The 25,863-nt window shown below is 73.9% G+C and carries 22 protein-coding genes; 10 read left to right on the top strand and 12 right to left on the bottom strand.

Features of this window, described 5'->3' with window-relative positions:
* Positions 1 to 20: 20 nt before the first annotated feature.
* Entirely contained in the window at positions 21 to 2,756 is a 2,736-nt protein-coding gene (locus ABD080_RS10540; RefSeq protein WP_343904788.1) for a bifunctional acetate--CoA ligase family protein/GNAT family N-acetyltransferase, read from the bottom strand.
* 104 nt (positions 2,757 to 2,860) lie between these two features.
* Here ABD080_RS10540 and ABD080_RS10535 point away from each other — a divergent pair, with 104 nt between their 5' ends.
* The 5 genes from ABD080_RS10535 to ABD080_RS10515 all read left to right on the top strand — a co-directional run bounded on the left by ABD080_RS10535 (position 2,861) and on the right by ABD080_RS10515 (position 8,174).
* Positions 2,861 to 5,320 (top strand): DNA gyrase/topoisomerase IV subunit A, encoded by a 2,460-nt coding sequence (locus ABD080_RS10535; protein ID WP_137770922.1) that lies wholly within the window; start codon positions 2,861 to 2,863, stop codon positions 5,318 to 5,320.
* Between the two features lie 8 nt (positions 5,321 to 5,328).
* Positions 5,329 to 6,462 carry a hypothetical protein gene (locus ABD080_RS10530; RefSeq protein WP_205750646.1) on the top strand — a complete coding sequence of 378 codons (1,134 nt, stop codon included), beginning with the start codon at positions 5,329 to 5,331 and terminating at the stop codon, positions 6,460 to 6,462.
* Complete coding sequence (locus tag ABD080_RS10525; protein ID WP_137770923.1) at positions 6,459 to 7,319, top strand: D-hexose-6-phosphate mutarotase; 861 nt, start codon at positions 6,459 to 6,461, stop codon at positions 7,317 to 7,319. Before ABD080_RS10530 ends, ABD080_RS10525 begins: the two co-directional genes overlap by 4 nt.
* Positions 7,320 to 7,464: 145 nt before the next feature.
* Entirely contained in the window at positions 7,465 to 7,626 is a 162-nt protein-coding gene (locus ABD080_RS10520) for a hypothetical protein (RefSeq protein WP_168198097.1), read from the top strand.
* A 212-nt stretch (positions 7,627 to 7,838) separates the two neighbouring features.
* Positions 7,839 to 8,174 carry a hypothetical protein gene (locus ABD080_RS10515; protein WP_137770924.1) on the top strand — a complete coding sequence of 112 codons (336 nt, stop codon included), beginning with the start codon at positions 7,839 to 7,841 and terminating at the stop codon, positions 8,172 to 8,174.
* 106 nt (positions 8,175 to 8,280) lie between these two features.
* On the opposite strand, the gene ABD080_RS10510 is transcribed toward ABD080_RS10515, so the two are convergent.
* The 3 genes from ABD080_RS10510 to ABD080_RS10500 are packed head-to-tail and all read right to left on the bottom strand — an operon-like array spanning position 8,281 to position 12,139.
* Positions 8,281 to 9,234, bottom strand: coding sequence for a metallophosphoesterase (locus ABD080_RS10510; protein WP_137770925.1), 954 nt, complete (start codon positions 9,232 to 9,234; stop codon positions 8,281 to 8,283).
* Positions 9,231 to 10,016, bottom strand: coding sequence for an imidazole glycerol phosphate synthase subunit HisF (gene hisF / locus ABD080_RS10505; protein WP_343904784.1), 786 nt, complete (start codon positions 10,014 to 10,016; stop codon positions 9,231 to 9,233). Before hisF ends, ABD080_RS10510 begins: the two co-directional genes overlap by 4 nt.
* Entirely contained in the window at positions 10,013 to 12,139 is a 2,127-nt protein-coding gene (locus ABD080_RS10500) for a DNA gyrase/topoisomerase IV subunit B (RefSeq protein WP_343904782.1), read from the bottom strand. The genes hisF and ABD080_RS10500 overlap by 4 nt, the downstream gene beginning before the upstream one ends.
* 172 nt (positions 12,140 to 12,311) lie before the next feature.
* On the opposite strand from ABD080_RS10500, the gene ABD080_RS10495 reads away from it, so the two are divergent.
* Positions 12,312 to 12,530 carry a DUF7455 domain-containing protein gene (locus ABD080_RS10495; RefSeq protein WP_137770928.1) on the top strand — a complete coding sequence of 73 codons (219 nt, stop codon included), beginning with the start codon at positions 12,312 to 12,314 and terminating at the stop codon, positions 12,528 to 12,530.
* Positions 12,531 to 12,704: 174 nt separating this feature from the next.
* Here ABD080_RS10495 and ABD080_RS10490 read toward each other — a convergent pair whose 3' ends face one another.
* From ABD080_RS10490 to ABD080_RS10475, 4 genes are all read right to left on the bottom strand, one after another.
* Positions 12,705 to 14,084, bottom strand: a complete 1,380-nt coding sequence (locus ABD080_RS10490) for an RNA polymerase sigma factor (RefSeq protein ID WP_370296990.1) — start codon at positions 14,082 to 14,084, stop codon at positions 12,705 to 12,707.
* Between the two features lie 167 nt (positions 14,085 to 14,251).
* Positions 14,252 to 14,668 carry a universal stress protein gene (locus tag ABD080_RS10485; RefSeq protein WP_137770929.1) on the bottom strand — a complete coding sequence of 139 codons (417 nt, stop codon included), beginning with the start codon at positions 14,666 to 14,668 and terminating at the stop codon, positions 14,252 to 14,254.
* A 74-nt stretch (positions 14,669 to 14,742) separates the two neighbouring features.
* A complete protein-coding gene (gene metX / locus ABD080_RS10480) occupies positions 14,743 to 15,906 on the bottom strand; it encodes a homoserine O-acetyltransferase MetX (protein WP_343906080.1) in 1,164 nt (387 codons plus the stop codon).
* Between the two features lie 37 nt (positions 15,907 to 15,943).
* Entirely contained in the window at positions 15,944 to 17,110 is a 1,167-nt protein-coding gene (locus tag ABD080_RS10475; RefSeq protein ID WP_137770930.1) for a hypothetical protein, read from the bottom strand.
* Positions 17,111 to 17,243: 133 nt separating this feature from the next.
* Between ABD080_RS10475 and ABD080_RS10470 the strand changes: the two genes are divergently transcribed.
* Positions 17,244 to 18,392 carry a polyprenyl synthetase family protein gene (locus tag ABD080_RS10470; protein WP_343904779.1) on the top strand — a complete coding sequence of 383 codons (1,149 nt, stop codon included), beginning with the start codon at positions 17,244 to 17,246 and terminating at the stop codon, positions 18,390 to 18,392.
* Positions 18,393 to 18,445: 53 nt separating this feature from the next.
* Here the strand turns inward: ABD080_RS10470 and ABD080_RS10465 are convergent, their stop codons facing one another.
* Entirely contained in the window at positions 18,446 to 18,799 is a 354-nt protein-coding gene (locus ABD080_RS10465) for an Rv2175c family DNA-binding protein (protein WP_343904777.1), read from the bottom strand.
* Between the two features lie 148 nt (positions 18,800 to 18,947).
* On the opposite strand from ABD080_RS10465, the gene ABD080_RS10460 reads away from it, so the two are divergent.
* Positions 18,948 to 21,113, top strand: a complete 2,166-nt coding sequence (locus ABD080_RS10460) for a PASTA domain-containing protein (protein WP_343904775.1) — start codon at positions 18,948 to 18,950, stop codon at positions 21,111 to 21,113.
* A gap of 82 nt (positions 21,114 to 21,195) precedes the next feature.
* Here the strand turns inward: ABD080_RS10460 and ABD080_RS10455 are convergent, their stop codons facing one another.
* Together ABD080_RS10455 and ABD080_RS10450 are read right to left on the bottom strand one after the other, a co-directional pair.
* Entirely contained in the window at positions 21,196 to 22,590 is a 1,395-nt protein-coding gene (locus tag ABD080_RS10455) for a class II 3-deoxy-7-phosphoheptulonate synthase (RefSeq protein ID WP_168198099.1), read from the bottom strand.
* 101 nt (positions 22,591 to 22,691) lie between these two features.
* The gene (locus ABD080_RS10450) at positions 22,692 to 23,417 is read right to left on the bottom strand and encodes a lysophospholipid acyltransferase family protein (RefSeq protein ID WP_137770935.1); all 726 of its coding nucleotides are present in this window, start codon (positions 23,415 to 23,417) and stop codon (positions 22,692 to 22,694) included.
* Between the two features lie 103 nt (positions 23,418 to 23,520).
* Here ABD080_RS10450 and ABD080_RS10445 point away from each other — a divergent pair, with 103 nt between their 5' ends.
* Together ABD080_RS10445 and ABD080_RS10440 are read left to right on the top strand one after the other, a co-directional pair.
* Positions 23,521 to 24,294, top strand: a complete 774-nt coding sequence (locus tag ABD080_RS10445; RefSeq protein ID WP_343904772.1) for an alpha/beta hydrolase — start codon at positions 23,521 to 23,523, stop codon at positions 24,292 to 24,294.
* A complete protein-coding gene (locus tag ABD080_RS10440; protein WP_137770937.1) occupies positions 24,291 to 24,818 on the top strand; it encodes a hypothetical protein in 528 nt (175 codons plus the stop codon). Before ABD080_RS10445 ends, ABD080_RS10440 begins: the two co-directional genes overlap by 4 nt.
* 28 nt (positions 24,819 to 24,846) lie before the next feature.
* On the opposite strand, the gene ABD080_RS10435 is transcribed toward ABD080_RS10440, so the two are convergent.
* On the bottom strand, positions 24,847 to 25,782 hold the full coding sequence (locus ABD080_RS10435; RefSeq protein ID WP_137770938.1) for an ROK family glucokinase: 936 nt from the start codon (positions 25,780 to 25,782) through the stop codon (positions 24,847 to 24,849).
* Positions 25,783 to 25,863 lie beyond the last annotated feature (81 nt).

The raw sequence follows: 25,863 nt of genomic DNA, 5'->3' as shown, positions 1-25,863 counted from the left end.
GGAGGGGACGGCGGAGCGGCTCAGCCGGAGCGGCCGCCCAGCAGCGCGCGGCGGGCGCCGTCCGTCCGGTTGGGGGCCGGGGCGAGCTCCGCCCGCGCACCGACCACGAAGGCGCCCTCCCGCGCGACGACGACCGGGTACAGCTCGAAGGAGGCGAGCTCCGGGACGTCCTCGGCGAGCAGGCCGGTGCGGACCACGACGTCCGCGAGGGCGTCCCTGTCCGCCGGCGGGAGCCCTCGCTCCCCCGAGAGCTTCACGGCGCTCGCGGGGGCGTCCACGAGCTCCCGCGCGGCGCGCTGCGAGAAGGGCGGGATCGCGTAGGCGATGTCCTCGAGCAGGTCCGTCGCGTCCCCGGCCACGGAGAGGGACACCACGGGGCCGAGCGAGGGGTCCTCGACGCTGCGCACGACCATCGGCACGCCCGTGGGGGCCATGGACTGCACCTCGAGCGGCGCGCTCGAGAAGGACAGGTCCTCGCGCATCCGGGCGTGGGCGTGCCGCAGCTGCACGGCGTCGGTGATGTCCAGCCGCACGCCGCCGAGGTCCGCGCGGTGGCGCAGCACCGGGTCGGTGCTCTTGAGCGCGACGGGGTAGCCCACCGTTGAGGCCGCGCGGACGGCCTCTTCGGCGTCCGCGGCGGGGAGCGAGGGCAGCAGCGGCAGCCCGTAGGCCGCGAGCAGCGCGCGCGTGGTCTCGAGGTCCAGGGTGACCCGCTCCCCCACCGGCGGCAGGTGCCGCTCGACGATCCTGCGGGCGGCGGCGCGGTCCACGTCCTCCCGCACCGCGAGCTCCTCGCGGTCCGCCGCGGGCCGCTCGGCGGCGGCGAGCATGCCGGCGGCCGCGCGCACGGCGAGCGCGGGGGTCACGTGGACGGGCGCGAGGGCGAGGTCCTCCCGGACCGCCTCGTGCACCTCCTGGAAGCGGCTGCGCTCGGAGACCAGGCAGACGACGAGCGCGACCTCGCTGTGCCGGGCGATGGTCGCCATCTCCCGCAGGGCGCCGAGGTGGTCCCCCGCGAGCGGGTCGATCACCCCGGCGATGATGAGGTCCGCGCGATCGGGACCGGCGACGGCGGTGAGGGCGCGCTGCATGACGCGGGGGTCCGCCGCGAGCGGCACGTTCCGGTCGTCGATGACGATCTGCAGGCCGGCCTCGTCGGCCGCGCCGCGCAGGCTCGCGCCGAGCGCCGCCGTGTTGGAGAGCAGGGCGACCCGCGGCCCCTTGGGGACGCCCTGGCGGGAGACGGCGTCGACCACGTCGAGCAGGTGGTCGACCGTCCGCGCCTGCACCACCCCGGAGGAGGCGAGGACCTGGTCGAGCGCGCGCCGCGGGAGGGAGGACTCACGCACGTCGTGACCGGGGGTGCCGCTCACCCGCAACCCCGGTGGGCGGAGCACCACCACGGGCGTGCTGCGGGTGAGGCGGCGGGCGATCCGGGTGAACTTGCGCGGGTTCCCCATCGTCTCGAGGGCGAGGCCGATGACCTCGATGCGCTCGTCGTCCTCCCAGTGCTGGAGCACGTCGTTGAGGGAGACGTCGGCCCGGTTCCCGACGGCCACGAACTCGTGCACGCCGGTGCCGCGCTCGTCGACCCCCGCGAGGAGCATCGCGCCGAGCGCGCTGGACTGGCCGGCGACGGCGGCGGTGCCCGGCCGCGGGAGGCGCGGCGAGAGCGAGACGCTCAGCGCGTCCTCCCCCGTGCGCAGGACGCCGAGCGAGCCGGGGCCCAGCAGCCGCATGCCGTGGCGTCGGACCTCGGCGACGAGCTCGCGCTGCCGGCGCCGGCCCTCCACGCTGTCCGTGTGCCCCTCGGTGGGGACGAGCACGCTGCGCACGCCGATCGCGGCGCACTCCTCGATCGCCTCGAGCCAGGACTCGGGGCGCAGGGCGATCACGGCGAGGTCCACGGGTCCGGGGACGTCCGCGATGCGGGGCCGGGCGAGGTGCCCGCGCACCTCGAAGGCGTCACGGGAGACGAGGTGCAGATCGCCCTGCCATCCCGAGCCCTCGAGGGCGGAGAGCACACGGCCGCCGATCGAGTCGGCGCGCGTGGAGACGCCGACCACGAGCACGGAGGAGGGATGCAGCAGCCGTTCCATGGCCCGGGCCTCCGCGCGGTGCTCGCGCTCCGCCATGACCTCGAGCGATCGCGCCGTCGGGTCGATGCGGAAGGTGACCATGACCACCCCGTCGTCGAGCACGCGCCGCACGTCGAAGCCGGCGTCCGTGAACACGGAGAGCATGCGGGCGTTCTGCGGGAGGACCTCCGCGGTGAAGACCGAGATCCCCACCTCGCGGGCCGCGGCCGCGAGGTGCTCGAGCAGCACAGAGGCGAGCCCCGTGCCCTGGCTCGCGTCGGAGACGTTGAAGGCGACCTCCGCCTCCTCGGGCGAGGTCCGGTCGTAGCGGCCGACGGCGATGATCTCCTCGCCCCGCTGCACGACGAGCGCGACCCGGTCGTGATGGTCCACGACGGTGAACCGCTCCAGGTCCCGGGGGGAGAGCCGCGGCATCGGGGCGAAGAAGCGCAGGTACCGGGAGTGCTCGGACTGGCGCACGTGGAAGTCCTGGAGGGCGTCGGCGTCCTCGGGGAGGATGGGGCGCAGGTGCGCGGCGGAGCCGTCGCGCAGCGCGATGTCCGCCTCCCAGTGGGCGGGGTACGCCGCCGGCGCCGGCGCGGGGGCGCCGCGGCGCCGCGAGCGTCGTCCCGCGCTCCGCTCCGAGGGGGACGGGAAGGGTCCGTGCCGATCCGCCATGCCGGGATCCTATCGTCGCGCACGGTCCGGGAGACGGGGACCACGGTCCCGCGCCGGGCCACGCCTCCCCGTCCCCGTGCCGGTCATGGGCAAGAATGGCCCCCATGGCCCGTTCACGCACCACGAAGTCCCCGGCCGCCGAGGAGCCGTTCGAGGAGACCGTCGTCGACATCGACGTCACCAGCGAGATGGAGACGTCCTTCCTCGAGTACGCCTACTCGGTGATCTACTCCCGGGCGCTGCCCGACGCGCGCGACGGGCTCAAGCCGGTGCAGCGCCGCATCCTCTACATGATGGCGGAGATGGGCCTGCGCCCGGATCGCGGGCACGTCAAGAGCCAGCGCGTGGTCGGCGAGGTCATGGGCAAGCTCCACCCCCACGGCGACACCGCGATCTACGACGCGCTCGTGCGCATGGCGCAGGACTTCTCGATGCGCCTGCCGCTCGTGGACGGCCACGGCAACTTCGGCTCCCTCGACAACGGCCCCGCCGCGCCCCGGTACACGGAGGCGCGCCTCGCCCGGGCGGCGCAGCTGGTAACGGACTCCCTCGACGAGGACGTCGTGGACCTGGTCCCGAACTACGACAACCAGCTGACCCAGCCGGAGGTGCTCCCGGCCCAGTACCCGAACCTCCTCGTCAACGGCGCCTCGGGGATCGCCGTCGGCATGGCGACGAACATGGCGCCGCACAACCTCGTCGAGACGATCGCCGCGGCCCGCCACCTCATCGCCCATCCCGACGCCCCCCTCGAGGAGCTCATGCGCCTCGTGCCCGGGCCGGACCTGCCCAGCGGCGGCCGGATCACGGGCCTCGACGGGGTCCGCGACGCCTACCGCACGGGCCGCGGCTCGTTCCGCATGCGCGCCACCACGCGCATCGAGAACGTCACGACCCGCCGCAAGGGCATCGTCGTCACCGAGCTGCCCTACCAGGTGGGCCCGGAGAAGGTCGCCGAGAAGCTGCGCGACGCGGTGCAGGCGAAGAAGGTCCAGGGCATCACCGACTACCAGGACCTCACGGACCGCCACCACGGCCTGCGCCTCGTGCTCACGGTGAAGTCCGGCTTCGAGCCCGAGGCGGTGCTCGAGCAGCTCTACCGCTACACGCCGCTCGAGGAGTCCTTCGGCATCAACAACGTGGCGCTCGTGGACGGGCAGCCGCGCACCCTGGGCCTCAAGCAGCTGCTCGAGGTGTTCGTCGACCATCGTCTGCAGGTGGTGCGCCGCCGCACCGAGCACCGTCTGCGCAAGCGCTCCGAGCGCCTCCACCTCGTGGAGGGCCTGCTGCTCGCGCTCGTCGACATCGACGAGGTCATCCAGATCATCCGCACGAGCGACGACGTGGACTCCGCGCGGACGCGGCTCATGCAGGTCTTCGACCTCTCGCAGGTCCAGTCGGAGTACATCCTCGAGCTGCGGCTGCGCCGGCTGACGAAGTTCTCCCAGATCGAGCTCGAGGGCGAACGGGACGAGCTGCTCGCCGAGATCGCGCGCCTCGAGGAGATCCTCGGCTCGGACCAGGTGCTGCGCGCCCTGGTCTCCGACGAGCTCGCCGCGGTCGCCGCCGAGCACGGCACGCCCCGCCGCACCGTGCTGCTCGAGGCCTCCGAGCAGAGCCGCCCCGCGGCCTCCGGCGCCGGGCTCGAGGTGGCCGACGAGCCCTGCACGGTCCTGCTCACCGGCACCGGGCTCGTCGCCCGCACGGCGGGCACCGAGGATCTCGTGCGCGAGGGCGGCCGCGCCTCCCACGACGTCATCGTCTCGCGGGTGGTCACGACGACCCGCGCGACCGCCGGCGTCGCGACCAGCCGCGGCCGGGTGCTGCAGCTCTCCGTCGTGGACCTCCCCTCCCTCGCCCCCACCGCCGGGGCGCCCTCGCTCGCGGGCGGCACGCGCCTCGCGGACCTCGTCGACCTCGAGGACGGCGAGCGGGCGCTCGCGCTCGTGCGCCTCGCGCCGGCGGACCTCGAGCGCGGCGGGGCGATCGCGCTCGGCACCCGGCAGGGGGTCGTCAAGCGGGTCCAGCTGGACTTCCCGCGCTCCGACGGCTTCGAGATCATCTCGCTCAAGGAGGGCGACGAGGTCGTCGGCGTCGTGGACCTCGAGGACGACGCGGACCTCGACCTCGTGCTCATCACCTCCGACGCGCAGCTGCTGCACTTCCCCTCGTCGGGCGTGCGCCCGCAGGGGCGCTCCGCGGGCGGCGTCGCGGGCGTCAAGCTGGGCGCCGGTGCGCGGGTCCTCTCCTTCGGGGTCGTCGACGTCACCGCCCCGGCGGACGTCGTCACCGTCTCCGGCTCCTCGGCGACCCTGCCGCTACTGCAGACGGGCTCGCTCAAGGTGTCCTCGCTCGCGGAGTTCCCCGCGAAGGGCCGTGCGACCGGCGGTGTCCGCTGCCACCGCTTCCTGCGCGGTGAGGACGTGCTGATCGGCGCCTGGGTCGTGCCGCACCCCGCGCGCGCCTGCTCGGAGGCCGGGCAGCCGATCGACCTGCCCGATCCGCTCGGTCGCCGCGACGGCTCGGGCACCCCGGTCGCGGTCCCGATCGCCGCGGTGGGCTGACCTCCCCCATGGCTCCCCGCCTCGCCCTCATGGCCTCCCGCGCGACGAGGGAGGAGTCGCTGCACCTCGTGCTCGGCGGCGGCGGGGCGGTCGTGGGCCTCGCCGTGGGGCTCGTGTTCCTGCGCGGCACCGCTCCGCTCGCGGGGACCGGGTCGATCGGCCAGGTCGCGGCGCTGTCGGTCTTCGGCTGCGCCGCGGCGACCGCGGCGCTCGTCCTCGCCGTCGTCACGCCGCGGTCGATGCCGTGGTTCGGCGGCGCCCACCGGTGGCGCAGGGCGCTGGACATCGTGGGCCTCGCCCTCGTGTACGGGCTGCTGGGGCTCTTCCTCACGAGCGCGCTGTTCGGCGTGTTCCAGCAGGCGTTCCAGGGCGTCGCCCTGGACCGCATGGCGGGAACCTTCTGGGTGGTCGTGGCGAGCGCGGCGGGAGCCTATGCGACCTCCGCGGCCGGGTCCGCGCTCACCGGTCGCTCCCTCGCGACGCTGCTCGCGGTGTTCCTCACCGCCGGGGTCCTCGCGAGCGCGATGAACGCGACGGACCGGTACTGGTGGGAGCGGTACTTCTCGGAGCTCGGCGAGGGCGGCGACCTCGCGAGCGTCACCTTCAACCTCACGCTGCTCCTCACCGGCGTCGCGCTGCTCACGGTCACCGAGTTCCTCGCCCACGACCTCGACCGCTGGGCCGCCTCCGCCGGGGAGCCGGCCTGGGTGACCGCCGTGGTCCGGACCCTGCTCTCCGCCGTGGGGGTGCTCGTGGCCCTCGTCGCGCTCGTCTCCCGCGACGTGAGCGTCACCTGGCACGACGTCATCGCCCAGACCCTCGTGGTGGTGTTCGGTGCGCTCCTCGTGGTGACCCCGGTGCTGCTGCGCCGGATGCCCGGCGGGCTGCTGCCGGTGACGATCACGGCCTTCGCGCTCCTCGTCGCGATCACCGTGATGTTCGTGGAGGTGCGCTACCTCAACATGACGGCCTTCGAGATGGGCGCCGCCGCGATCGTCTACGCGTGGCTGCTGCTGTTCATCCGCATCGTCTCCGCCGCGGCCGACGGCGCCGAGGAGGCCCGGGCCGAGGACGCGCAGGAGCACCCGCCGACGAACGGCGACGACGCGCTCGCCGCCCCGGATGGGAGCATGGGGCCATGACCACAGCACCCGCAGACCTCCCCCTCCCGGCCGGCGTGCGCCGGGGCGAGGACCACGGCGCCGACGCCGTGCTCGTCGACACCCCCGCCGCCCGCGCGGCCCTGCACCTCGACGGCGCCCACCTCACCAGCTGGGCGCCCGCGGGGACCACGGACGTCCTCTGGCTCTCCCCCGACTCGGCGTTCGGGCACGGGGCGGCGATCCGCGGCGGCGTGCCGCTCGTGGGCCCCTGGTTCGGCCCGGGCCGGCATGGCGACCAGGAGGTCAAGCACGGGTGGCTGCGCAACGTCCGATGGACGCTCGAGCGCGCCGAGACCGCCGGTGAGGACGTGGTCCTGCACCTCGTCTCCCCCGCCGGTCGCACCGAGCTCTCCGCACATCTCGTGGTGCGGATCGGTGCGGAGCTCTCGCTGGACCTCACGCTCACCGCGGGCATCGCTCTCGAGGTCGAGGCGGCCCTGCACACCTACCTCGCCGTGTCCGACGTGCGCCGGGTGCGGATCGAGGGCCTCGGCGGCGCCGAGTACCTCGACAACACGCGCGGCCTCGCCGCCGACGTCCTCCCCGCCGGGGACCTCGTGCTCACCGGCCCCACCGACCGGGTCGTGGACCGCGCCGGCGAGGTGCGGATCGTCGACGAGGGAGCGGGCCGCACGATCGTCTCGAGCCCGCGGGGCACCGCGAAGACCGTCGTCTGGAACCCCTGGACCGAGCTCGCGGCCGGCATGGCCGACGTGCCCGACGACTCCTGGCCCGGCTTCCTGTGCGTCGAGCCGGCGGTCGCCAAGGACGCGGCAGTGGAGCTCACCACCGGCGACAGCCTCACGATCGGCGTCACCTACACCGTCCTCGGCTGACCCTCCCGGCCCGGCCCGCTCCGGGCCGCCGCCCGCTCCCCTCGCCCCGTCACCGCCGCTCGTCCCGAGCCCGGTGACGGGGCGTCGTGCTGCCTGCAGGTTTATTCGCTGGACCCGGGCGAGGCGCCGTGATGGAGTACATCCCATGGAGATCACGACCCCGACCACGACCACGGCCCCCGCGGCCGGTCCGGCCGTGCTGGGCGCGACGATCCCCCGGTCCCTGCGGCAGCCCGCCGCGCGGAAGGCGTTCGGCCCCGGGGGTTCCCGCCCCGGCACGCCGACCGGCACCGCCGCCGTCCGCTGACGGCCACCCGCCTCCCGTCCTGACCGGGCGGAGGCCCGACAGGGCCCGGTGACGCACCGCGTCCCCGTCCCTCACCGGCGGAGCCCGCTCCGCCCCCCTCACCCCTGCGGTCCTGCCGCGCGCCCTCCCCTGCCCGGATCCCTCCCGATCCGCGGTCAGGTGCTGTCCGCGCACCGGCGAAGGATCGTGACCACCGACTCAGGAGACCCCAGATGAGCATCGAGCTCGACGTCGACCGCCGTCATCCCCCCACCGACACCACCGATCCCTCCTTCCCCGTCACCGCGCGCCATCCTGCTCCGCTCCACCACCCCGTGTTCGACGATCACAGCTTCGCCGAACGCGCGGAGGACGAGCACCGTACGGCGCCGGGCACCGTGCCGGCCCGCCCCCAGGAGCCCGCGCTCCCGGGCGCCCTGCTCCTCGCGCGGAGGCTCCTGCGCCGCCGTTCACCCCAGGAGGTGCTCCGCCACGAGCAGCGCCTGAGGGAGCGGGAGCGCAGCCATCAGCGCGCGCTGCTCGCCTCCGGCGTCCTGCACGTGCTGTGACCCCGGCCGCGGACGACCGGCCCCCGGTCCCTTCGTGGGACCGGGGGCCGTCTCGTCCGTGCTGCCCAGTGCACGGCAGGTCCCGCTGAGGGTCAGCGACGGAGCGTCAGCCGCTGGGCGACGCGGCGAGATCCACGATCACCAGCTCGTGCGGGTTGTTCACGCGCACCGGGAGCATGCCGTCGCCGAGGCCCCGGCTGATCACCATGGTCGTCGTCCCGCTCACGTGCGCGCCCTCGGTGAGCGCCGGGAGCCATCCCTGGTGCGGGGCGTAGAGACCGCCGATCCCGGGCACACGCACCTGCCCTCCGTGGGCGTGGCCGGAGAGCACGAGGTCCACGTCCTCGCGCACGTAGTGCTCCCAGAGCTCGGGGCGATGGGCGAGCAGCACGACCGGAGCGTCCGTGGGGAGGCGCAGGGAGTCGAGCACCGTGCCCGGGTCCGCGGGGACGACGCCGTCCACCGAGGCGACCCGCGGGTCGTCGATCCCGGCGACGGTCACGGTCGTGCCCCGCACCTCGATCGTGGTCGCCTCGTCACGGAGCACCTGCACCCCGGCGCCCGTCATGCCCGCGAGCAGCTCGTCGCGCAGCGGGGAGTCCGCCTCGTGGTTGCCGAGCACCATCGTCGTCGGCGCGATGCCGGCCAGTGAGGACGCGACCTCGAGCGCCCCGGAGAGGTCCCGGGTGCGGCGGTCCACCAGATCTCCGGTGATCACGACGAGGTCCGGGTGCTGCGCGGCGACGGCCTCCACGAGCGCGGCGCGGGCGGCGCTGTCCCCGCCGCCGTGGAGATCGGAGACATGGGCGATCCGCAGCGGCCGCTCCCCCGCGGGCCAGGTGCTCGCGGCGACGGCGACCGGGGTGACGACGAGCCTGCGGTTGTCCCACACGAGCCAGGCCGCTCCGACCGCGAGGGCGAGCAGGAGGGCCAGCACGGCGCGGGCCGCCAGGACGCGCCGCCGACTGTGCGGTTCCAGCACGGGTGCGGCGACGTCGAGGGGTGCGAGGACGCCGCCGGAGCCGCTGTCGTCCGGCCCGGTGCCCAGCGGGATGCTCACCGCACGGAGATGCCGTCGGCCGCCATCGCGGCCTTCGCCTCGCCGATCGTCATCGGCCCGAAGTGGAAGACGCTCGCCGCGAGGACCGCATCGGCCCCGGCGTGCACGGCGGGGGCGAAGTCCTGGGGCGTGCCCGCCCCGCCGGAGGCGATGAGCGGCACCCCGGTCGCCTCCCGGGCGAGCGTGATGAGCTCGAGGTCGAAGCCGTCCTTCGTGCCGTCGGCGTCCATCGAGTTCAGCAGGATCTCCCCCACACCCCGCTCGGAGACCTCACGGATCCAGGCGATCGCGTCGATACCGGTGCCGCGGCGGCCCCCGTGGGTGGTCACCTCGAAGCCGGAGCCCGTGCGCGCACTGCCCTCGGGGGTGCCCTCGGTGACGCGGCGGGCGTCGATCGAGAGCACGAGGACCTGGTTGCCGAAGCGCTCGGCGATCTCCGACACGAGCGCGGGGCGGGCGATCGCGGCGGTGTTCACCCCGCACTTGTCCGCGCCGGCGCGCAGCAGCTGGTCGACGTCCTCGACGCTGCGCACGCCGCCGCCCACGGTGAGCGGGATGAAGATCTGCTCGGCAGTGCGACGGACCACGTCGATCATGGTCGAGCGGCCGGAGGAGGAGGCCGTGACGTCGAGGAAGGTGAGCTCGTCCGCTCCCTCGAGGTCGTAGCGGGCGGCGAGCTCGACCGGGTCACCGGCGTCCCGCAGGTCCTGGAAGTTCACGCCCTTGACGACGCGACCGGCGTCGACGTCGAGGCAGGGGATGACGCGCACGGAGACGCTCATGCGTCGATCCTCTCCCGGTCGAGCTCTTCGGCTCCTTCGATGATGAACTGCTTGCGGGGCGCCACGTCGGAGCCCATGAGCAGCTCGAACATGGAACTCGCCGCCTCGGCGTCCTCGATGCGGACCCGCCGCAGGGTGCGGTGACGGGGGTCCATGGTGGTGTCCGCGAGCTGGTCGGCGTCCATCTCGCCGAGGCCCTTGTAGCGCTGGATCGGCTCCTTGTAGCGCTTGCCGCGCTTCTCGAGGTTCTTCAGCAGCCGCAGCAGCTCCGCCTCGGAGTAGGTGTAGACGAGCTCGTTCTTCTTGGACCCGCCGTGGACGATCTCGACGCGGTGCAACGGGGGCACCGCGGCGTAGACCCTCCCCGCCTCCACGAGCGGACGCATGTAGCGGTGGAAGAGCGTGAGCAGGAGGGTCCGGATGTGGGCCCCGTCGACGTCGGCGTCGGTCATCATGATGATCTTGCCGTAGCGGGCCGCGTCGAGATCGAAGGTGCGTCCCGAGCCCGCGCCGATCACCTGGATGATCGCCGCGCACTCGGCGTTCTTGAGCATGTCCGTGATGGACGCCTTCTGGGTGTTGAGGATCTTGCCGCGGATGGGCAGCAGGGCCTGGAACTCCGAGGAGCGGGCGTGCTTCGCGGTGCCGAGCGCGCTGTCGCCCTCGACGATGAACAGCTCGGAGCGCTCGACGTCGGTCGAGCGGCAGTCGGCGAGCTTGGTGGGCATGGTCGAGGACTCCAGGGCGTTCTTGCGCCGCGAGACCTCCTTGTGCATGCGCGCGGCGATGCGGGCGCGCATCTCGGAGACGACCTTGTCGATGACGAGCGCGGCCTGCTCCTTCTCGCCCTTCGCGGTCGAGGTGAGGAAGGCCGTCAGGCGCTCCTCGACGACGCGGCCGACGATCTGGCGGATCGCGGGGGTGCCGAGCACCTCCTTGGTCTGCCCCTCGAACTGCGGCTCGTCGATGCGCACGCTCACGACGGCGGTGACGCCGGCGAGGGTGTCGTCCTTCTCGATCTTCTCGTTCTTCGCGTTGAACTTCACGCGCCGCGCCTGGTTCTCGACCTGCTTGCGCATGACCTTCACGAGGGCCTGCTCGAAGCCGGCGACGTGGGTGCCGCCCTTGGGGGTCGCGACGATGTTCACGAAGGAGCGCAGGGTCGTGTCGTAGTCCGCGCCCCAGCGCAGGGCGATGTCCACCTCGCAGCTGCGGGACACCTCCTGGGAGACCATGTGCCCCTTGCTGTCCAGGACGGGGACGGTCTCGGTGTACTCGCCCGTGCCCTGGAGCCGCACGACATCGGTGATCCGCTGGTCCTGGGCGAGGTAGTCCACGAACTCGGAGATGCCGCCGTCGTAGCGGTAGGTGCGGGTCGCGGGCTGGTCCGGGGACGCCTCGGGGCGGTGGTCGGTGATCGCGATCTCGAGCCCGGGGACGAGGAAGGCGGTCTGGCGAGCGCGGCGGGTGAGGTCGTCGAGGGAGAAGTGGCTGCCCTTGATGAAGATCTGGGGATCCGCCCAGTAGCGCACACGGGTGCCGGTGACACCCCGCTTGGCCTTGCCGACGATCCGCAGCTCGGCGGGGCCGTCCGCCGGGGTGAACGGCGCGGCGGGACTCGGGTCGCCGTCGTCCTCGAAGACACCCGCCTGGCCGCGCTGGAAGCTCATCGCGTACGTCTTCCCTGCACGGTCGACCTCGACGTCGAGCCGCGCGGACAGCGCGTTGACGACGCTCGCGCCGACGCCGTGCAGGCCGCCCGAGGCGGCGTACGAGCCGCCGCCGAACTTCCCGCCCGCATGGAGCTTCGTGTACACGACCTCGACGCCCGTCAGGCCCGTGCGGGGCTCCGTGTCGACGGGGACGCCTCGCCCGGTGTCCCGGACCTCGACGGAGCCGTCGGGGTGCAGCAGCACGCCGATGGAATCGCCGTTGCCGCCGAGGGCCTCGTCCACGGCGTTGTCGAGGATCTCCCACAGGCAGTGCATGAGGCCGCGCGAGTCGGTGGACCCGATGTACATGCCGGGACGCTTGCGGACGGCCTCGAGACCCTCGAGGACCTGGAGGTTGCGGGCGTCGTAGGCGGAGGCCGCGGGACGGGAGGAGGTGGAGGAGCTGGACACCCTGCGATCCTACGGCCGCGAGGCCTCCGGGCCCGGCATTGCCCGCTCCCGCACGCCGTCGGCGTCGCCGACGCAGGCACGACGGGGACCGGGGTCACAGGGTGTTGCGCCCCTGGCGAACCGGGTCACGACTCCCTCCCCCCGCGCGGGCCCAGGTGCTACAAAAGGACCCATGAACCTCACTCTCGAAGCCCCCCGCCTGACGGCGAAGGACCGCTGCGATCGCTGCGGTGCCCAGGCGTACGTCAAGGTGGTGCTGCAGGCCGGCGGCGAGCTGCTGTTCTGCGCGCACCACGCCCGCGCCCACGGCGATGCCCTGAAGGACATCGCCTCCGAGGTCATCGACGAGACCGAGCGCCTCCACGCGAAGCCGGAGCCGGTCGAGGACTGATCTCCCGTCCCCTGCGGGACCCGAGCATCCGAGGGCGTCCACCTGATGGTGGGCGCCCTCGTCCCGTCTCCCCTGCTCCAGCCTCAGCCACCGACACCGAACGGCGCCGGCCCCCTTCACAGGGTGCCGGCGCCGTCTCGTGCGACCTGGCCGCGAGGGCCGGGAGCGCGGGGCTCAGTCGAGGTAGTCGCGCAGGACCTGCGAGCGCGAGGGGTGACGGAGCTTGCTCATCGTCTTCGACTCGATCTGACGGATCCGCTCACGGGTCACGCCGTAGACCTTGCCGATCTCGTCGAGGGTCTTGGGCTGACCGTCCTCGAGGCCGAAGCGCATCGAGACCACGCCCGCCTCGCGCTCGGAGAGGGTGTCGAGCACCGAGTGGAGCTGCTCCTGGAGGAGGGTGAAGCTCACGGCGTCCGCGGGGACGACCGCCTCGGAGTCCTCGATGAGGTCGCCGAACTCGCTGTCGCCGTCCTCACCCAGCGGGGTGTGCAGGGAGATCGGCTCGCGACCGTACTTCTGGACCTCGACGACCTTCTCCGGGGTCATGTCGAGCTCCTTGGCGAGCTCCTCCGGGGTGGGCTCGCGACCCAGGTCCTGGAGCATCTGGCGCTGCACGCGGGCGAGCTTGTTGATGACCTCGACCATGTGCACCGGGATGCGGATCGTGCGAGCCTGGTCGGCCATGGCGCGCGTGATCGCCTGGCGGATCCACCAGGTGGCGTAGGTGGAGAACTTGTAGCCCTTGGCGTAGTCGAACTTCTCGACGGCGCGGATGAGGCCCAGGTTGCCCTCCTGGATGAGGTCCAGGAAGAGCATGCCGCGACCGGTGTAGCGCTTGGCGAGGGACACGACGAGACGGAGGTTCGCCTCGAGCAGGTGGTCCTTCGCGGCGCGGCCGTCCTCGGCGATCATGCCGAGCTCACGGCCCTGCTTGGTCTTGACGATCGACTCGTCGCGCTTGAGCAGCTGCTCGGCGAACAGGCCGGCCTCGATGCGCTCGGCGAGCTCGACCTCCTGCGCGGCGTTCAGCAGCGCGACCTTGCCGATCTGCTTGAGGTAGTCCTTGACCGGGTCCGCGGTCGCACCGGCCGTGACGACCTGCTGCGCGGGGGCATCGTCCTCGGAGGCGTTGAACACGAAGCCGCCGCGGTCCTCGACCTTGGCATCGGCGGCGGTGTTCTCCGCCGTGGCCTCGTCGGCCTCCTCGGCCTCGGGCTCCTCGACCTCGGGCTCCTCGCCGGAGGCCTTCGCGGCCGCCTTCTTGGCGGTGGCCTTCTTGGCGGCGGGCTTCTTGGCGGTGGTCCTCGCCCCGGCGCGCTTCGCGGCGGTCTTCTTCGCCGCGGTGCCGGCGGCAGGGGTCTCCTCGGCCTGCACATCCACCTCGGTCGTGGTGTCGGCGGTGGTCTCAAGGGTCTTGGAGGAGGTCACAGAGTTCCTTCTTCCGGCGCTGCACCCTGCGGTGCGAGCGCGCTGTGGCGTTCGGTCTTCTCGCGCGGCTGACAGGTACCGGCGCCTCACTCCGTCCCGGTCCCCACCGGGTTCATGGCGCACGAAGGCACGGTGCCGTCAAGCCTGGAAAGTATAACGTCTCCGGGCACGGTCTATTCCCATGGCCCCCCGAGGGCGGGAACCGGTGACGCAGACCTCGCCCGGGGGCGGAGCCGCGCTCCGACGGGGAGCGCGAGATGCAGGAGCGGTGCGACCGTGCGCGGAGGACCTCAGGACGCGAGGGCGCCGGACGGGGTCTCGTCCTTGACGGCGAGCACCGGGATGTCGGCGCCGAGCACCACGCGCCGGGCCGCGGCGCCGAGGTTCAGCTTGCCGATCGGCGACTTCCGTCGCAGGCCGATCACGAGGAGGCGCGCGGAGGACTCCGCGGCGGCGGAGAGCAGGAACTCCCCCACGTCCTCCTGGTCCCCGCTGCGGCGGAGCGACCAGTCCACGTCCTCACCCCCGACCTCGGCGAGCGCGCTTCGCGTCTCCTCCTCCCCGGCGACGGCGGGACCGTGCTCGGAGTGGTGGTACGTGTGGGAGGCGATGACGAGCGCGTCCCGGCTGCGGCGCGCCTCGCGCACGGCGGCGGCGAGCGCCGCCATGCCCTGACCGGACGGGGTGAATCCCACGACGATCGTCATGCGTGAACCTCCTGCGGGTGCGCTGCGTGCGGACCGGTCCGCGACGACTCCGCGCCGATCCGGCTCCCGCCAGCCTAGCTGGCCAGGAGGCGGGCGATCCACTCGTCCAGATCGGGGTGCGCGAGCAGGAAGGCGTCGTGCCCGACGGGCGAGGAGGCCACGTGCCAGGCGGCGCCCGGGACGTACCGCGCCGTCTCCTCGACGAGGGCGGGCGGGAAGAGCCGGTCGGAGTCGATCGCGACGACGAGCGTGCGGGCCCGCACGGCGGCGAGCGCCGCTGCGGTGCCGCCCCGGCCGCGGCCGACGTCGTGGGTGTTCATCGACTGGGCCAGCACGAGGTAGGAGTTCGCGTCGAAGCGGCGGGAGAGCTTCGCCGCGTGGTGGTCGAGATAGCTCGTCACCTGGTGGCGGCCCGTGCCGCGGAAGGGGTCCTCCCCCGGCTGCGCCTGGTTCCCGAAGCGCGACTCGAGCTCGGAGGCCGTGCGGTACGTGGTGTGGGCGATCCGGCGGGCGACGCCGAGCCCGCGATGCGGCCCCTCCTCCGCCGGCAGGTCGTAGTAGTCGCCGCCGTGGAAACCGGCGTCGGCGCGGATCGCCGCGATCTGCGCGCTGTTCCAGGCGATCTGGTCCGCGCTCGCCCGGGCGGAGGAGGCGATGACGGCGAGGCGCTGCACGGACCCGGGGTGGGTGCACGCCCACTCGATCGCCCGCATGCCGCCCATCGACCCGCCGATGACCAGAGCGAGGTCGAGGAGGCCGAGGTGGTCGCACAGCGCCCGCTCCGCGGCCACCTGGTCACGGACGGTCAGCAGGGGGAACCGCGAGCCGTAGGGCCTGCCGTCGGGTGCCGGGCTGCTGGGCCCGGTGCTGCCCTGGCAGCCGCCGAGCACGTTCGGGGCGATGACGAACCAGCGGTCGGTGTCGATCGCCTTCCCGGGGCCGATGAGGTCCTCCCACCAGCCCGGGCTCGGGTGGGACGCGTCCTGGGCGCCGATGACGTGCGAGTCGCCGGTGAGGGCGTGCAGGACGAGCACGACGTTGCCGCGCTCCTCGTCGAGCGTCCCCCAGGTCTCGTAGGCCATCGTGACGTCCGCGAGGACGTCGCCGCTCTCGAGGGGGAGATCGCCGATCCCCGCGAAGCTCCGGTGCCCGGGGCCCAGCTCGGGGCGCCACGCGCCGCCGGAGAGTGCGCGGTCGTCCTGCAGGGTCACCGCGGCTGGCCTGCGCTCGCCGATCATGGTCACCGCCTCGCTCTCCTCTCGTCCGGCGCCCTCCTCAGCGCTCCGGCCACCAGGCCGGGCGGATCGGGGTGTCGATCAGGCGCGTCAGCAAGGGTGCCAGAGTGGAGGCGGGATCGTGGATCCGGAGCTCCTCCACGAGATGCCCGGCCGTCGCGCCACGATGGTTCCACCAGGCCAGGACCGTGAGGGCGACGGTCGCCCCCTTCCACGCCGCCGCAGCGGTCCCGCGATGCTCCGCGTCCCCGGAGCCCTGCGCGGCGAGCGCGAGGAGCCGCAGCCCCTCGAGCGTCTCGTACCATCTCCCACCTGCGCAGACGTCGGGATGAGGCCGGAGATCCGGGTCGCTCGTGATGGCCTGGAGGAGCTCGTCGCGCGGGACCCGCCCCTCGCGTCCCCGGTCGGCGCAGATCCCGATGACCGCCCAGTGCACGCTGTCCAGGGCGAGTGCGCTGAGCAGCTCCTCGAGGTGTTCACAGTCCGTCACCGAGCCGTCGTGACCTCCCGCCGGGCCGGGGCCGCAGCGGCGCGCGATCGTGTCCCCGCTGCGCTCGAGCAGCTGCACGAGGTGCGCGTCCCCGGGGCGTCCGAAGGCGGGCATCCGCTCGCCGCCCAGGCGCAGCGACCGCCCGAGCTCCTCGAGCCCGGGACCTGCGGTCACCGGTGCGACGAGCGACTCCCCGGAGAGGACGGCCCGCACGGCGACGTCCGTCTCCTCGAAGTCCCGGAGCCTCCGGGGAGGGGAGACCAGGACCTCGACGCACGACCCGGAGCGCTCGCCGAGCATCACCTCGACGCCCGTCCCGTCGCCGACCACCCACATCGGGCCGAGGGCGAAGCACCCCTCGACCCGGGCGGCGCCCAGGAGCAGCGGGCCCAGGAACAGCGCGGCGTCCTCGACGAGGCCGGGGAGCAGGCTCTCCCGGCCGTCGCCGATCACGAGGACCCCCGCGGCGGCGGTGCAGCCCTGCTCCCTCAGCAGGGCCAGCTGGTGGCGCAGCTGGAGCTCGGCGTCGGGGACGAGCAGGGTCACCAGGTCGGAGCGGGCGAGCACGGGCGTGCCGCCGTCGCCGGCGTGGCCGACGAGCACGAGGGCGTCGGCGATCAGCTCGCCGAAGGAGAGGCGGATGCCGGCGAGGAGCTCGGCGGGGTCGTGGAGGCGGAGGGCGCGGGGGCCGTCGGCCGCAGGGACGTGGGTGGTCATGTCCCGACCCTGACCGGTGCCGGCCCGGCCCGGGGAGGCACGGCCGACGGTGTGGACGCCGGGACGTTGGGGAGGAAAGGTCCCGGCGGGGCGTGGGAGGATCCAGGGACGCACCGTACGGAGGAACGCCCCGATGACTTCCGCTGGACCCACCGGCACCACGACCGCACCCCAGGCGCTGGACGCGCAGCTCGTCGCCGCGATCGCGCAGAGCCGGGAGCGCACCTTCGCCGCGCACCGCGCCCACCTCGGCGCCGTCGCCCCCGAGGCCGAGGAGCTCGTCGGCGTGGTCGAGGACTACCTCGCAGGCGGCAAGCTGCTGCGCCCGCGCTTCTGCTTCTGGGGCGGGATCGCGGCGCTCGACCGCGCCCCCGACGAGGACGAGGTGTCGCGTCTCGCCGCGCTCGGCACGGCGATCGAGCTCGTCCAGGCCGCCGCTCTGATGCACGACGACGTCATCGACCACTCCCCCACCCGTCGCGGGCGCCCCGCCCTCCACGTCGAGGCGGCGACCTCGCACCGCGAACGGGGCCTGGACGGCTCCGCCGCGGACTTCGGCATCGCGACCGCGATCGTCCTGGGCGATCTCGCGCTCAGCTGGTCCGAGCAGCTCGCCGCCGAGGTCGCGTCCCCGGGCGCGGGCCCCCGTCCCGCCGCCGCCGCGGTCGAGTTCGCGCGCCTGCGCACGGAGGTCATGAGCGGCCAGTACCTCGACGTCCTCCACCAGGCGGGCGGCTTCACGTCCGCTCCCTCGGAGGAGGAGGCCGCGCTCGCCGTGATCCGGTGGAAGACGGTCCCCTACACGGTGCTGCGCCCCGTCCGCGCTGGGGCCGCGCTCATGGGCGCGGGGGCGGAGGCGCTCGAGCTGCTGTCGACCTGGGCCGCCGAGATCGGCACCGCCTTCCAGCTGCGCGACGACCTGCTCAGCGTCGTGGGCGACGCCGACGCGACCGGGAAGCCGATCGGCGGTGACGTGGCCGAGGGGAAGCGCACCGTGCTCCTGGCCCGCACGGTGGCCGCGACGGACGCGGCGGGCCGCCGCCTGCTCGAGCGCACAGTCGGGAGGCCCGATGCCGCGGCCGAGGACGTCACGGCGGTGCAGGAGCTCATGGTGCGGACGGGCGCGGTGGACTCCGTCGTGCGTGATGTGCGCGCCGCCGCGGAGCGGGCCCGGTCGATCCTCTCCCGGGCCGCGGAGTGCGGCGAGCTGGGAGCGCTGGGCGTCACCGGGCTGCAGTCGATCGCGGACTCCGCGACCGACGTGGAGTCGATCGGCGGCTGAGCGGGAGCCCCGGCTCCTGGCCGGCCACGGGGCGGCGGGCCGTCAGCGGGCGGTCAGAAGGCGAGCGCCTGCGCGCGCCGGCGCACCTCTCCGCGCTGTCCGGCCCGGAGCTGGTCGATCGGCCGCCCCGGGAGCGTGTCATCCGCCTGGAAGAGCCAGGCCAGCAGCTCGACGTCGGAGAAGCCGCCGTCGCGCAGCAGGGTGATCGTCCCGGCGAGGTGCGGTGCGATCTCGCCGTCGACGAGCAGCTCCTCGGGGACCGAGCGGACCACGGGGTCGCCGCGGCGGACGGCGACGAGCTTCCCCTCCTCGATGAGCCGTCGCACCTGGGATACCTCGACATCGAGGCGCTCGGCGACGTCGGGCAGGGGGAGCCACTGGGTGATGAGGTTCTCGAGGTCGTCCACGTCCCCCAGGGTGCCACAGCGCCGCTCCCGGCGCCTGCCGCGGGCCGTGCGGCCGCACGGGGTGTTCCCGACATCACGGGGCATCCCGGTCGCTCCGCCGCCGTGTCGCACATGATTCTCCCCGGATGCCCGACCTACAGTGGGCCTCGTGAGCGCGGCGACGTCGACTTCCCCCGGCATCAGCCTGCTCCTCGATGACCGCTACCGGGTCGAGGAGCCGATCGCGCGCGGCGGCATGGCCACCGTGTATCGCGGTCATGACCAGCGCCTCGACCGTGTCGTGGCGCTCAAGATCATGCATCCCCACCTCGCGACCGACGAGAACTTCCGCCGGCGCTTCGGCCGGGAGGCGCGCGCCGCGGCCCGCCTCGCGCACCGCAACGTCGTGGGCGTCTTCGACCAGGGCGAGGACGAGGACCGCATCTACCTCGCGATGGAGCTCGTCGAGGGCGTGACCCTCCGCTCCCGCATTGCCGACCAGGGGCGCCTCACCGTGGGGGATGCGCTCGACGTCACCGCACAGACCCTCCAGGCGCTCGTCGCCGCCCATGCCGCGGGGATCGTGCACCGCGACATCAAGCCCGAGAACATCCTCATCGACCGCGAGGGGACGGTGAAGGTCGCCGACTTCGGGCTGGCGCGCGCGATCGGCACCTCGAACTCCTCCGCGAGCGCGACACTGCTCGGCACGGTCGCGTACATCAGCCCCGAGGTCGTCACGCGCGGGCAGATGGACGAGCGCAGCGATCTGTACTCGCTCGGGGTCGTGCTCTTCGAGATGCTCACCGGCGTTCAGCCCTTCACCGGCGACCAGCCCGTGCACATCGCCTTCCAGCACGTCCACGAGGACATCCCCGCCCCCTCGGGCCGCGTCGAGGGCGTGCCCACCGAGCTCGACTCGCTCATCACCTGGGCGAGCTCGCGCACGGTCGAGCACCGTCCCTCGAGCGCCGCCGAGCTGCTCCGCAGCGTCCAGGACCTGCGCCGGACCCTCCCGGCCGGGGTGCTCGCCACCCGGCCGCGCTCGCTCGAGAACGGACCGGACACCAGCACGGGCGAGGTGCGCCTGGCGACCGCGCGGCTCGACGAGGCGCTCGCGTCCCTGCGCACCGGGCCGCGCCCCTTCGCCGCGGAGGCCCCCGACGTCGACGCGCCCGGGACCGACACCGCCGCCGACGCCGGTCCACGTGCGAGTGCGGCGGTCGGCCCCGAGCCGCTCCCCGATGACGGGGCCGACACCGGCCGGACCGCCCTCCCCCCGGGTGAGGACGGCGACGGGGCGACGACCGGGACCGGGGATGCCGGGGACGACGTCCCTTCCGACGGACACGGCGAGGGCGCGGACGAGCCTCCGCGGACCGTCGTCATGCGTGCACCCCGCGCCCGGCGCGGACGCCACCTGCCGCTCGCGGCGCGTCGCCGCTCGCGTCCGGCCGCGATGCTCGCGATCGGATCGCTCGTCGCGGCGCTCGGCACCGGCGCCTGGAGCGGTGTCGACTGGTACGCGAACACCGGCCCCGGGGCCGACCGCACGATCCCGGTGCTCGTGGGGACCCAGCTCACCGACGCCGAGCAGGCTCTCGACTCCGCCGATCTCACCGTCCGCACCGTCGAGCGCTACGACGACACGGTCCCCGCCGGCCACGTCATCACCGCGAGCCCCAGTAGCGGGGGCGTCGTGAAGAAGGGGACCGCGGTGGAGCTCGTCGTCTCGCGCGGCGAGCAGGTCTTCGAGGTCCCCGATCTCACGGGGCTCGGCGTGGACGAGGCGCGCGACGCGGTCGAGGCGCAGAACCTCGTGCTCGTCGAGGACGACCCGGAGTACTCCGAGAACGTCGCGAAGGGCGAGATCATCTCCCAGAGCCAGGAGGCCGACTCCCTCCCCGAGGGCGGGGAGGTCCACGTCGTCGTCTCCCAGGGCCGGGTCCCGATCGCGGTGAGCGACCAGACCGGCCGCGGCGCGGACGCCGCACGCAGCGCGCTCGAGGCGGCCGGGTTCACGGTCACCACCTCGAGCGCCCACTCGAGCAGCGTGCCCAAGGGCTCGGTCGTCTCCCAGTCCCCGGCCTCCGGCACCCTCCACCGTGGGGACACGGTGAACCTCGTGATCTCGCAGGGACCCGAGATGGTCACGGTCCCCGACGTCTTCAAGAAGTCCGAGGCGGATGCGCGCTCGACGCTCGAGGCCGCCGGCCTGAAGGTCTCCGTGGAGCACCCCAAGGGCGACCCAGCCTTCGGCCTCGTCTACCAGCAGTCCGCGACCGCCGGCGACCAGGTCGCCAAGGGCTCCACGGTCACCATCTCGGTCTTCTGAGCCTCCCGCTCCCGGGACGACGCAGGGGCGGTGCGATCCGAGGATCGCACCGCCCCTGCGTGCAGCCGGGCGTCGTGCCGTCTCAGCGTCGGGAGAGCATCTCCGCCACGAGGAAGGCGAGCTCGAGGGACTGCTGGTGGTTCAGACGAGGATCCACGAGCGTCTCGTAGCGCCGCTCGAGACCGGCCTCGTCGATGTGGCCGCTGCCGCCGAGCACCTCGGTCACGTCGTCGCCGGTGAGCTCCATGTGGAGCCCGCCCGGGACCGTGCCGAGCGACTGGTGCACCTCGAAGAAGCCCACGACCTCGTCGAGGATGTCCTCGAAGCGGCGGGTCTTGTAGCCGTTGGACGAGGTGATCGTGTTCCCGTGCATCGGGTCGGTGACCCATGCCGGCCGGGCACCCGCGTCGCGGACGCCCTCGACGAGCGCCGGGAGCGCGTCGCGGATCCTGTCGGCGCCCATCCGGGTGATGAAGGTCAGACGCCCCGGCTCACGGTCGGGATCGAGGCGGTCGATCAGACGCAGCGCGTCGTCGACCGAGGCGTTCGGCCCGAGCTTGACACCGATCGGGTTGCGCAGCTTGGACATGAAGTCCACGTGGGCGCCGTCGAGCTGGCGGGTGCGCTCACCGATCCACAGGAAGTGGCCCGAGCAGCCGTAGATCTCGCCCGTCCGCGAGTCCACGCGGGACAGCGCCTCCTCGTAGTCGAGCAGCAGCGCCTCGTGGGAGGAGAAGAACTCGACGACCTTGAGCGAGTCGAAGTCCGCGCCGATCGCGTCCATGAACCGGATCGCCTTGTCGATCTGACCGGCGAGCTCCTCGTAGCGGTCGTAGCCGGGGCCCGACGTGAAGCCGCGGTTCCACGAGTGCACCTCGCGGAGATCCGCGAACCCGCCGCCCGTGAACGCGCGCAGCAGGTTCAGCGTCGAGGCGCTCGTCGTGTAGGTCTCCCACAGGCGCTGCGGGTCCGGGAGTCGCGACTCCTCCGTGAACGCGTAGGCGTTCACGGCGTCACCGCGGTAGGTCGGCAGGGTGACGCCGTCACGGGTCTCGGTGTCCGAGGAGCGAGGCTTGGCGAACTGGCCCGCCATGCGGCCCATCTTCACCACCGGCACGGACGCGCCGTAGGTGAGCACCGCGGACATCTGCAGGATCGTGCGGATCTTGTTGCGGATCCTGTCCGCGGTGGAGTCCGCGAAGGTCTCCGCGCAGTCCCCGCCCTGGAGCAGGAACGCCTCGCCCTGCGCGGCGGCCGCGAGCCGCGAGCGCAGCACGTCCACCTCACCGGCGAAGACCAGCGGCGGCGCGGAGCGCAGACGGTCGAAGACCTGCGCGCGCGCGTCCTCCGACGGCCACGTCGGCTGCTGGACCCGCGGATACTCGCGCCAGCCCCCGAGCGCAGCGAGGCCGTCGTCGGCCGCCGAGAGCGTGAAGGAGTGGGCGCGGGCAGGGGCATCGGGACTGAACTGGGTCACCCCCACAGGGTACGGGCCCCGCGGAGCTCTCCCGCCCACGGTCCGGGCCTCGGACCGTGGGCGGCCCGGACGTCGGAGGTCCGACCGCGCGGCGAGCGCGCTCAGGGGCGGCGGCCCCCCGGGGAGGTCGCGCTCCCCGCCTCTCGCAGGCGGCGCTTGACGTCACCGGCGTACTCGTCGACCCGCTCCTGCCCGGACATCTCCGCGATGGCGTCCATGACCGCGTCGGTCACGGCGCGGAGCACGACGGCGCTCTCCGCGTCGCCGAGCGATCGGGCGATCGCGGACGCGTCGATCGGCTCCCCCACCAGCACCCGGATCCGCGGGTGACGCCGCGGGAGGAACCGGCGGCCCCGCTGGGCCTCGAAGCTGCCGATCATCGCGACCGGCACGATCGGAGCGTCCACGGCGAGCGCGAGCCGTGCGACGCCCGTCTTGCCGCGGTGCAGCCGGCCGTCCGGGCTGCGCGTCCCCTCCGGGTAGATGCCGAGCACGCCGCCGGACCTCAGCACCGCGAGCCCGGCGCCGATCGCGGCCTCCGAGGCGCTGCCCCCGGCACGGTCCACGGGCATCACCCGGAGCTGGCGCATGATCCAGCCGCCGATCCGTCCGGCCGCCGAACGGCTCGAGAACATGTCCGACTTGCCGAGGAAGTGGACGGTGCGCTCGATGAGCGCGGGGAGGATGACGGTGTCGGAGTAGGCGCAGTGGTTCGACGCGAGCACGACGGGGCCGGTCGTGGGAATGCGGTCGGCGCCGCGCAGGTCGGGTCGCCACACGACGCGGATCACGGTCCGCACCGGTCCTTTGGCGATGTCGTAGAGCATCCGGTCTCCTCCTGGGGCGGCGGGGTGCTCCCGCGGGCGGTCGGCCCGGGGTCGGGGACGGGCCCGTGATGAAGCACGCGGGCGCGGGTGCGACGATGGGCACATGACGTTCAGCGAACTGTCCCGGCCGTGGCGTGCGCGGGGTCACTCTAGCCCCCGCGGCGGGCTGCTCCTGTGCCACGGGTTCACGGGATCGCCGCAGTCGCTGCGGCCCTGGGCGGAGCACCACGCGGAGCGCGGCTGGGAGGTCGAGCTGCCGCTGCTGCCCGGCCACGCCACGCGCTGGCAGGACCTCGCGGGCACCACCTGGCAGGACTGGTACGGCGCCCTGCGGGACGCGGCGCTCGCGCTCTCCGAGGACCACGGCCCGATCGCGATCGGCGGGCTGTCGATGGGCGGCGCGCTGACCCTCGCCCTCGGGGAGGACCCGGAGCTGCGCGGGAGGATCGCGGCGCTCGTCGCCGTGAACCCGGGAATGACCGTGCCCCCGGTCGCCCGCGTCGCAGGGGTGATCGCCCCCGTCGTGCGCTCCGTCGCCCCGATCGGCTCGGACGTCGCCCTGCCCGGCGCCGTGGAGGAGGCCTACGACCGCACGCCCACGCGGGCCGTCGCCCAGCTCCGCCGGCTCTTCGCCCGCACCCGGTCCGGTCTCGGCGCGGTCGAGGTCCCGCTGCTGCTGGCGACCTCGCCGCAGGACCACACCGTCCCGGCGAGCGACAGCGACATCGTGGCGTCCGGCGTGAGCGGCCCCGTCGAGCGCCTGCCGCTCCCCCGCAGCTATCACCTGGCGCCGCTGGACCACGACGCGGAGCTGCTCTTCGCGCGCTCGGCGGCGTTCCTGGACCGGCACGTCCCCGCTCCCGGGCGGCCGACGTGACCGCGCCGCGGGAGGAGCGCCCGGAGGACCGGGACGTCGACGCCGAGTTCTCGCGGATGCTCGCCGACGAGGGGCTCGTGGTGGGCCCCGGCGAGGCGCCCCGCGAGCCGGCCGCGGAGGACTCCGCCCGGCGTGACGAGGACGTGGACCCGTGGGAGGGCGGGACGGACGACGCCCCCGCCGTGACGAGCGAGGAGTCCCGTGCCCGTGCCCGCGCCGCTCACCCCTCGGCGGGCGCGCGCCCCGCTCCCGGGGACCGGGAGGCCGAGGACGAGGAGGAGGCCGCCCTGCTCGGCGACTTCGTGCCGCCGGACCCCGACCTCGAGCCGGCGTCCTCCCCCATGCTGTGGTCCTGGACGGCGCTCGTCGGCGGGCTCGTGCTGCTGCTCGTCGCGACCGTCTCCGCGACCCTGCCGGCCTGGCTCGGCGGTCTCGGCGGGCTGATCGCCGTGGGTGGGCTGATCGCGCTGCTGCTGCAGGTGCCCACCCGCCGGACGGGGGACGACGAGGGGATCGAGCTCTGATCCCCTCGCGCGTCCGTCCCGCGGCGCCTCAGCGGGCGAGGTCCGCCGCTCCGACGATCCCTGCCTCGTTGCCCATCGCGGCGATCGCCCAGGTGGGCATCGGACGGTGCATCCGCGCGGTGACGTCCGCCTCGTAGGCGGCGCGCGCCGGCTCGAGCAGCAGGTCGCCGGCCGCGGCGACGCCGCCGCCCACGACGATCGCCCCGGGGTCCAGCAGCGCCGCGATCGAGGCGACGCCCCGGCCGAGCGCCGTGCCCAGGTCGTGGAGGAGATCCACCGACCCCGGATCACCCTGCTGCGCGAGGCGCGTGACGAGCGGTCCCGTGATCTCCTCCCGGTCCCCGCCGGCGGCGGCGACGAGCGGTTCCATGACCGGGTCGCCAATCGCCGCCCGGTGCTTCGCCGACCGCACGAGGGCGGTGCCGGAGGTGTACTGCTCGAGGCAGCCGCGGCGGCCGCAGCCGCACCACTGGCCGTCGGGCACGGCGGTCATGTGCGCGATCTCGCCGGCGAATCCGCCGCTGCCCCGCAGCATGCGGCCGTCCAGGACGACGGCACCGCCGAGGCCCGTGCCGACCGTGACCATGAGCATGTGGGCCGCGTCGCGCGCGGCGCCGAAGCGGTACTCCGCCCAGCCGGCCGCGTTCGCGTCGTTCTCGACGACAACGGGCAGGCCGGTGGCGGTCTCGAGGTGCTCCGCGAGCGCCCGGTCGCGCCAGGCGAGGTTCGCGGCGAAGCGCACCACGCGACGGTCGGCGTCCACGAAGCCCGCGGCCCCCACCCCGACGCCCACGACCTCGTGCTGCGCCCGCAGCTCGGTGACGGCGTCCGCCACACCCGCCTCGATGAGCTCGGCATCGGTGGCCGGGGTGCGTCGGGTGGTCGAGGCGATGATGCGTCCGTCCTCGTCGACCACGCCCGCCGCGATCTTCGTGCCGCCGATGTCCACACCGATCGAGAGCATGGCTCCCCTTCCACGTCGTCCAAGTCATCCAGGTCGTCCGGCCGGCTGGCCGCCCACATCGTACGGTGCCCTGCCGTACAC

The sequence above is a fragment of the Brachybacterium rhamnosum genome (assembly GCF_039526185.1).
Taxonomy (GTDB): Bacteria; Actinomycetota; Actinomycetes; order Actinomycetales; family Dermabacteraceae; genus Brachybacterium; species Brachybacterium rhamnosum.
Note: the sequence above shows the minus strand (reverse complement) of the source record. Positions and strands in the feature narration are given on the sequence as shown.